The 7,514-nt window shown below is 72.4% G+C and carries 8 protein-coding genes; 6 read left to right on the top strand and 2 right to left on the bottom strand.

Going from position 1 to position 7,514, the window contains the following annotated elements:
* Positions 1–56 precede the first annotated feature (56 nt).
* Positions 57–2,210 carry an MMPL family transporter gene (locus VFV89_RS06745; protein ID WP_329705151.1) on the bottom strand — a complete coding sequence of 718 codons (2,154 nt, stop codon included), beginning with the start codon at positions 2,208–2,210 and terminating at the stop codon, positions 57–59.
* Between VFV89_RS06745 and VFV89_RS06740 the strand changes: the two genes are divergently transcribed.
* Genes VFV89_RS06740 through proC form a run of 5 tightly spaced genes read left to right on the top strand, consistent with a single transcriptional unit; the run spans position 2,209 to position 6,238 of the window.
* A complete protein-coding gene (locus tag VFV89_RS06740; RefSeq protein WP_329705150.1) occupies positions 2,209–2,949 on the top strand; it encodes a TetR/AcrR family transcriptional regulator in 741 nt (246 codons plus the stop codon). The two genes, VFV89_RS06745 and VFV89_RS06740, sit on opposite strands and share 2 nt — an antisense overlap.
* Positions 2,950–3,002: 53 nt before the next feature.
* Positions 3,003–3,716 (top strand): ABC transporter ATP-binding protein, encoded by a 714-nt coding sequence (locus VFV89_RS06735; protein ID WP_329705149.1) that lies wholly within the window; start codon positions 3,003–3,005, stop codon positions 3,714–3,716.
* The gene (locus VFV89_RS06730) at positions 3,713–4,453 is read left to right on the top strand and encodes an ABC transporter permease (protein ID WP_329705148.1); all 741 of its coding nucleotides are present in this window, start codon (positions 3,713–3,715) and stop codon (positions 4,451–4,453) included. The genes VFV89_RS06735 and VFV89_RS06730 overlap by 4 nt, the downstream gene beginning before the upstream one ends.
* A 25-nt stretch (positions 4,454–4,478) precedes the next feature.
* Positions 4,479–5,429: a proline dehydrogenase family protein gene (locus VFV89_RS06725; RefSeq protein ID WP_329705147.1), complete on the top strand. Its 951-nt coding sequence runs from the start codon at positions 4,479–4,481 to the stop codon at positions 5,427–5,429.
* Positions 5,430–5,434: 5 nt separating this feature from the next.
* The gene (gene proC, locus VFV89_RS06720) at positions 5,435–6,238 is read left to right on the top strand and encodes a pyrroline-5-carboxylate reductase (RefSeq protein WP_329705146.1); all 804 of its coding nucleotides are present in this window, start codon (positions 5,435–5,437) and stop codon (positions 6,236–6,238) included.
* An 18-nt stretch (positions 6,239–6,256) separates the two neighbouring features.
* On the opposite strand, the gene VFV89_RS06715 is transcribed toward proC, so the two are convergent.
* On the bottom strand, positions 6,257–7,186 hold the full coding sequence (locus VFV89_RS06715) for a TIR domain-containing protein (protein ID WP_329705145.1): 930 nt from the start codon (positions 7,184–7,186) through the stop codon (positions 6,257–6,259).
* Between the two features lie 32 nt (positions 7,187–7,218).
* Here VFV89_RS06715 and VFV89_RS06710 point away from each other — a divergent pair.
* Positions 7,219–7,514 (top strand): alpha/beta fold hydrolase (locus tag VFV89_RS06710; RefSeq protein WP_329705144.1); only part of this gene is annotated, 296 nt, incomplete at its 3' end.

Here is a 7,514-nt window from a genome sequence, read left to right as displayed (position 1 = left end):
CGGGTGAACGGTAGGCGGCGCGCGACAGGGGTGCCACAGCGATGCTCGGTCCGGCCTCAGTGCGCGGCCGGTGCGATCCGGTCGTGCAGCCGGCGCAGCGGCATCGGCGCCCACCAGTTGTACCGGCCGAGCAGCCCCATCAGCGCGGGCACGAGCAGGGATCGGACCACGAAGGCGTCCACGAGCACGCCGAACGCGGTGGCCACCCCGATCTGCTGGATGAACGAGATCGAGCTGGTGCTGAATGCGCCGATCGCCACGGCCAGCAGGATCGCCGCCGCCGTGACCACGGCACCGGTGCGCTGGACACCGACCGCGACCGACTCGCGCTCGCCGAGACCGCTGTCCCGGGCCTCCTTGATCCGGCCCAGCAGGAAGACGCCGTAGTCGGTCGACAGGGCGAAGATCAGCGTGGCCGTGACCAGGAAGTCGGTGGGCTCGATCCCGCCGTTCGGCGTGTAGCCCAGCAGGTCGCTGAACCGGCCGTCCTGGTAGACGAAGGTCAGCACGCCCAGCGACGCGCCCACGGTGAGGGTGTTCATCACGACCGCCTTGACGGGGAGCACGACCGAGCCGGTCATCAGCCACAGCACGACGAGCGTCAGCGCGACCAGGAGGCCGAGGGCGAGGGCCAGGCGGCTGCCGATCGCCGACTGCTGGTCGACGAACTCCGCCGCAGGCCCGGCGACCAGGGTCCGCACCCCGGGGCCGGCGTCCACCGCTCGCGCCTCCTCGACCAGCCGCTGCGCGGTGTCCCCGGCGGGGTCGCCGGCGGCGCTCACGTCGAGCTGCCAGGTGCGCGCGTCGAGCTGGACCGGGGTGCCGGGCGCGGCGACGCCGGGCAGGGCGTTGACCTGGTCGGCGTACGCCGTGACCGCCGCGGGGTCGTCGGGCCGGCTCGTGGTGACCGCGATCGTCAGCGGGCTGGTCCCGGTCCCGCCGAAGGCGGTCTCGGTGGCGTCGGCGACGGTCCGCGAGCTCTGGTCGGTCGGGATGACCGAGCTGTCGACCGGGGTCCACTGCGCGCGCACCGCGGGTGCGGCCAGGGCGAGCATGACCACCCCGGTCACGACCGCGACCGCGCCGGGCCGACGCATCACCGCGTGGGACAGGCGGTACCAGCGGCCCCGGTCGTCGGCGGTGCGGTGCCGTCGGTGCGCCAGCCGGCCGCCCCACAGCCCGAACATCGCGGGCGTGACGACGAGCGCCGCGAGGGCGGCCACGACCGCCACCGTGGCACCGGCGATGCCCATCGACTTGATGAAGCCGAGCGGGAACACGGTGAGCGCGGCCAGGGCCACCGCGACCGTCGTCGCCGAGAAGGCGACGGTGCGGCCGGCCGTGCGCATCGTGGTGGCGATGGCGCCGGCGGTCGGTCCCTGCCGGTCCAGCTCCTCGCGGTAGCGGGTCAGCAGGAACAGCGTGTAGTCGATGGCCAGGCCGAGCCCGAGCCCGATGACCAGGTTGAGCGCGAAGATGCTCAGCCCGTAGAGATGGTTGGCGCCGGTCAGCACCAGGAACGTGCCGAGCACGGTGGTGACGCCGACGACCAGCGGGATCAGCGCGGCCCGGCCGCGGAAGAACAGCAGCGAGAGCAGGATCAGGACCGGGAAGGCCAGCATCTCGGCCCGGCCGAGGTCCTCGGTGACGGTGCTGCCGATCTGCAGGCCTGCGACCGCGGGGCCGCCGACCGTGACGCCGGCCCGGCCGTCGAAGGTGTCCAGGACGGCCTGGGCGACCTCGTCGTCGTCGGCGTGCGCCGAGAGCGTGCCGAGCACGAGGGCCTGGGTGCCGTCCCGGGAGACGAGGCCATCGGGGTCACCCCGCGACGCGGCGGAGGTGACCCGGGCGACGCCGGGCTGGGCGGCGAGGGAGTCGGACACCTGCTGGACCCGGCCCGCGTCGGCCGGCAGTCCGTCCGGGGTGTCGACGACGATGACGATGCCCGCGCCGGGCTCGGTCCCGGTGGCGGCCTCGATGGTGTCGACGGCCTTCACCGAGTCCGCGTGGTCGCTGGCGAACCCGCCGGAGGAGTCCAGGGAGCCCGCCAGCGGGCCGCCGAAGAAGCCGGCGACGAGGACGAAGAAGAACACCGCCAGCAGGCTGCGCCGGGGAGCGCTGCTGACGATCCGGGTCAGGCGGCCGCCGCCTGCGGGCGGGGCCGGTTCGAGGTCGGGGATGGGGCGAGGGAGGGTCGATGGAGAGGTCATGGCCCGATCGTGCGGCGAGCGCCACCTCGCGGTCGTCGGCCCCGGGGAGGCTTCTGGGCGCCAGGCCGTGGGCGGCGTACTCCCGGGGGAGTACGCCGCCGCGCGCGGCCTCGTCCTGGTGACGCCCGGCACTAGCCTTCTGGGCATGGCGGCCTCGACGCGACGCGGACGACGCCCCGGGTCGCCGGACACCCGCGCCGAGATCCTGGCGCAGGCGCGGGCGCTCTTCGCCAGCCACGGGTACGCCGGCACCTCGGTGCGCGCCATCGCCACCGCGGCGGGTGTCGACTCGGCGCTGGTGCACCACTACTTCGGCACCAAGGACGAGCTGTTCCTCGCCGCGCTCGAGGCGCCGCTGGACCCGCGCGAGGTGCTGCTGCCGGTCGCCGATGGTGGCATCGACGGCGCAGGGGAGCGGCTGCTGCGTACCTTCCTCACCATCTGGGACGACGAGGCCACCCGGCTGCCCCTGCTCGCCCTCGTGCGCCGGGTCTTCGAGCCGGATGGGCGCCAGCTGGTCCGCGACGGCTTCATGCAGATGGTGCTGGGTCCGATCGGCACCCGGCTCGGCGTCGACCAGCCCGAACGCCGGATGTCTCTGGTCGCCTCGCAGCTGATGGGGATCGTGCTGGTGCGCTACGTCGTCGGCGTCGAGCCGCTGGCCTCGGCCTCGCACGACGAGCTCGTGGCGGCGTACGCCCCGACGCTCCAGCGGTACCTCGAGATGCCGCTCGCCTGAGCCAAGGGTCCTGCCGGTTGCGGACCTGGCTCCCGAGGAGGATAATTCATCATATGGTGAATAGTGTCATCGAGGTGCGTGGCCTCACCGTCGTCCGCAGCGGCCGGCCGGTGCTCCAGGAGCTCGACCTCGAGATCGGCCCCGGCGTGACCGGGCTGCTCGGCCCGAGCGGCTGCGGCAAGTCCACGCTGCTCCGCTCGATCGTGGGCGTGCAGCAGATCACTGGCGGCGAGGTCCGGGTGCTCGGCGAGCCGGCCGGCAGCGCCGCGCTGCGCAACCGGATCGGCTACCGCACCCAGGAGGACAGCGTCTACGACGACCTCACCGTGACCGAGAACCTGCGCTTCTTCGCCCGAGTGCTCGGCTGCCCCGACTCCGAGGTCTCGAGAGTGATCGAGGCGGTCGACCTCGGCTCGCACGCCGGTGCGTTGGTCGGCCGGCTCAGCGGCGGCCAGCACTCACGGGTCAGCCTGGCCGCGGCCCTGCTCGGGTCGCCCGCCGTGGTGGTGCTGGACGAACCCACCGTCGAGCTGGACCCGGTCCTGCGTCGCGACCTGTGGCAGCTGTTCCACGAGCTGGCCGCGGGAGGCGCGGCCCTCTTCGTGTCCAGCCACGTGATGGACGAGGCCGAGCGCTGCGACCAGCTGCTGCTGATGCGCGACGGGAAGATCCTCGCCCAGGACACCCCGGCGAGGATCAAGCAGCAGGCCGGGGTCCAGGACGTCGAGAGCGCGTTCCTGGCACTCATCGACGAGGCGGCGGCATGAACACCCCGCGGATCACCCTCGCCGTCGCGGCCCGGGTCCTGACCCAGCTCAGGCGCGACCCCAGGACCATCGCGCTGATGCTCGTCGTCCCGTGCGTGCTGATCTCCTTGCTGTGGTGGATGTTCAAGGACACGATCGGCGACCCGTTCAACCGGTTCGGGCCTGCGGTGCTCGCGCTGTTCCCGTTCGTCACGATGTTCCTGGTGACCAGCATCACCACGCTGCGCGAGCGGTCCGGCGGCACCCTCGAGCGGCTGCTCGCGATGCCGATGGGCAAGCTCGACTTCCTCCTCGGCTACGCGATCGCCTTCGGTCTGGTCGCCACCGTCCAGGCCCTCCTCGCGGTGACCGTCTCGGTGGGCCTGCTCGGGCTGGACATCCAGGGCTCGGTCTGGATGCTCGGCCTGGTCGCGGTGGTCGATGCCGTGCTCGGCTCGACGCTCGGGCTGTTCGTCAGCGCCTTCGCGCGCACCGAGTTCCAGGCGGTCCAGTTCATGCCTGCGATCGTGTTCCCCCAGGTGCTGCTGTGCGGGCTGTTCCTGCCGCGCGATGCTCTGCCCACCGTGCTGCACGCGATCAGCAACGTGCTGCCGCTCTCCTACGCGGTGGACGCGATGACCCACCTCACCAACGGGACAGACACCGCGACTGTGTGGAGGGACATGCTCGTCATCGCTGCCTTCGCCCTGGGCGGCCTCGCCCTCGGTGCGGCGACGCTGCGGCGGCGTACGCCGTAGCGCGGCCGGGACGTAGCCTTTGGCCATGGCCCTTCTCACCCGGCCGCTGCTCCTGCTCAGCCGCAGCGGGAAGGTCAAGCAGCTGGTCAGCACGATGCCGGTCTCGGCGGGGATCGTCCGCAGCTACGTGCCCGGCGAGACCACCGAGGCGGTGGTCGACGCGACCGCGGCGCTGGTCGAGGACGGGATCCGCGTCACCCTCGACTTCCTCGGCGAGGACACCCTCGACACCGAGCAGGCCGACGCGACCGTGGCGGCCTACCTCGACGTCCTCGAGCAGCTCTCCGCGCGTGGGCTGACCCGGTCGGCCGAGGTCTCGGTGAAGCTGTCCGCGATCGGCCAGGCGCTGCCCGACGACGCCGGCTACGGGGGAGGCCACAAGATCGCGCTCGAGAACGCCCGCACCATCTGCCGGGCCGCGCGCAACGCCGGGACGACCGTGACCCTCGACATGGAGGACCACACCACCACCGACTCGACGCTCGCCATCCTCCGCGAGCTGCGCAAGGACTTCCCCGAGACCGGGGCGGTGCTCCAGGCCTACCTGCACCGGACCGAGGCCGACTGTCGGGCGCTCGCCTACGAGGGCTCGCGGGTCCGGCTCTGCAAGGGCGCCTACAACGAGCCCGAGGAGGTCGCCTTCCAGAGCGACCTCGACGTCGACCGGTCCTACGTGCGCTGCCTCAAGGTGCTGATGGCCGGCCAGGGCTACCCGATGATCGCCACCCACGACCCGCGGCTGATCGAGATCGCCTCGTCACTGGCCAGCCGCTACGGCCGTGAGCAGGGGTCCTACGAGTTCCAGATGCTCTACGGCATCCGCCCCGAGGAGCAGCGCCGGCTGGTGAGGGCCGGGGAGCGGGTGCGGGTCTACATCCCCTACGGCCAGGAGTGGTACGGCTACCTGATGCGCCGCCTCGCCGAGCGCCCGCAGAACCTGACATTCTTCCTGCGATCCCTCGTCTCGAAGAAGTGAGTGCGATGAAGCAGACCGCCATCCTCGGCGCCGGCGTCATGGGCGAGACCCTCCTGTCCGGCCTCGTCCGCGCCGGCCGCCGCGTCGACCACCTGCTCGTGGGCGAGAAGCGTGCGGAGCGGGCCCGCGAGCTCGAGGAGCGGTACGGCGTCGCGGTCGTCGGCAACGTCGAGGCGGCGACCAAGGCCGACACCGTCGCGATCGTGGTCAAGCCCCAGGACATGGCCGACCTCCTCGAGGAGATCGGTCCGGTGCTGCGACCGGGCCAGCTCGTGGTCTCGCTGGCGGCCGGCATCACCACGGCGTTCATCGAGTCCCGCGTGCCGGACGGGGTGGCCGTCGTCCGCGTCATGCCCAACACCCCGGCGCTCGTCGACGAGGGGATGGCCGCGGTGTCGCCCGGCACCCACTGCGACGACTCGCACCTCGCCGAGGCCGAGGAGCTGATGGCCTCGGTCGGGAAGGTGGTCCGCATCCCCGAGCGCCAGCAGGACGCCGTCACGGCCATCTCCGGCTCGGGGCCGGCCTACATCTTCTTCGTCGTCGAGTCGATGATCGAGGCGGGCGTCCACCTCGGGCTGCCGCGCGCCACGGCCACCGAGCTCGTGATCCAGACCCTCGTCGGCTCGGCCAAGATGCTCCGCGAGACGGGCACCCACCCGACCGTGCTGCGCGAGCAGGTCACCTCGCCCGGCGGGACCACCGCCTCCGCGCTCCGCGAGCTCGAGGTGCACAAGGTCCGAGCGGCGTTCCTGGCGGCGATGGAGTCGGCCCGCGACCGCTCCCGCCAGCTCGCCGAGGGCGACTGAGCGCCTCGCCTGCCGGGCTCAGCTGTTGGCCTGCGCGTCCCAGTCGCGCAGCCGCTCGGCGATGAGCGCACGACGCTCGTCGCCGGTGCCCGAGTCGAGGATCGCCCAGTCGCCGGGGTCGGCGCGCAGGTAGACACCCGACGTACGCACCGAGGTCCCCGGCTCGTTGTCGGCGCGGATGGTGTAGTAGCCGGTCGCGCGGTCGGTCGACTCGAGCTTGATCTCGCCGGTGCCCTGGAACTGCGGCACGTCCGCGTGGCGCGGGCGCTCGCCGTGGTGGAAGTAGAAGACGCCCGCGGGGTCCGTGCGCTCCTTCGACGCCTCGCTCCAGTAGCGGGAGGACAGCGTCCCGTCCTGCTGCCACGCCCGGCCGGAGACCTCCAGGCCACCGGTCCGGTCGCGGGTGATCCGCAGCAGGCTGATCGCCGAGGGCTCGAGCTCCGAGCGCGCGGTCACGGCGTACTGCCACCAGTCGCCCTCGATCCGCGCCAGCCGGCCCACGGACTCGATGGCGCTGCGCACCTTGTGGTTGACCTCCTTGAGCTCGGCGGGGGTCAGGCTCGGCGGGTAGCGGACCACGGTCAGCCCGAGCAGGTCGGTCGGCAGCTTCGCGTCGTTCGCGTGCAGGATGAACGTGCGCCGCATGCCGAGCGCGCCTCCGAACAGGCCGGCCTCGAAGACCACGTTGTCGCGGGGCGAGGCCATGCCGGGCACCGCGGCACCCGGGTCGCCGGTGGTCGGCGTGGTCCAGTCGTCCTGGGCGAACACGAACGCCGCGAAGTCCACCTCGTGGGTGAGCTCGACCAGCCGGTCGAGAGTGCTCACGCCGGGGCTGAACACGGTGGTCCACGGCTCCACGTCGGCCACGGACGCGAGCCCGGTGCTGAGCGACTTGAGGAGCTTCGTCTGCTTCCCGGACGAGCCGAGGAAGACGCGGGGCTTGGTCATCGCCGGTCATCCTAGGGAGCACACTGACCGGCGTGGACACCTACCGGACCCCGGACGACCGATTCGAGCTCCTTCCGGGCTTCGCCTGGAGCCCGTCCTACGTCGACGTGCCGGACGGCGAGGGGGGCACCCTCCGGATGGCGTACGTCGACGCCGGCCCGGCCGACGGTCCGGTGACGCTGCTGCTGCACGGCGAGCCGTCGTGGTCCTTCCTCTACCGGCATGTCATCCGGGTGCTCACCGAGGCCGGGATCCGGTGCGTGGCGCCGGACATGGTCGGCTTCGGGCGGTCCGACAAGCCGCTGGACCCGGCCGCGCACACCTATGC

Source organism: Nocardioides sp., from assembly GCF_036274455.1.
Classification (GTDB): Bacteria; Actinomycetota; Actinomycetes; order Propionibacteriales; family Nocardioidaceae; genus Nocardioides.
Note: the sequence above shows the minus strand (reverse complement) of the source record. Positions and strands in the feature narration are given on the sequence as shown.

Bases quoted from the DNA above. Each gene is read 5' to 3' on its own strand.
- VFV89_RS06740 (WP_329705150.1), top strand. From the start codon at position 2,209: ATGGCCCGATCGTGCGGCGAGCGCCACCTCGCGGTCGTCGGCCCCGGG.
- VFV89_RS06715 (WP_329705145.1), bottom strand. From the start codon at position 7,186: ATGACCAAGCCCCGCGTCTTCCTCGGCTCGTCCGGGAAGCAGACGAAG.
- VFV89_RS06735 (WP_329705149.1), top strand. From the start codon at position 3,003: ATGGTGAATAGTGTCATCGAGGTGCGTGGCCTCACCGTCGTCCGCAGC.
- VFV89_RS06725 (WP_329705147.1), top strand. From the start codon at position 4,479: ATGGCCCTTCTCACCCGGCCGCTGCTCCTGCTCAGCCGCAGCGGGAAG.
- proC (WP_329705146.1), top strand. From the start codon at position 5,435: ATGAAGCAGACCGCCATCCTCGGCGCCGGCGTCATGGGCGAGACCCTC.
- VFV89_RS06745 (WP_329705151.1), bottom strand. From the start codon at position 2,210: ATGACCTCTCCATCGACCCTCCCTCGCCCCATCCCCGACCTCGAACCG.
- VFV89_RS06730 (WP_329705148.1), top strand. From the start codon at position 3,713: ATGAACACCCCGCGGATCACCCTCGCCGTCGCGGCCCGGGTCCTGACC.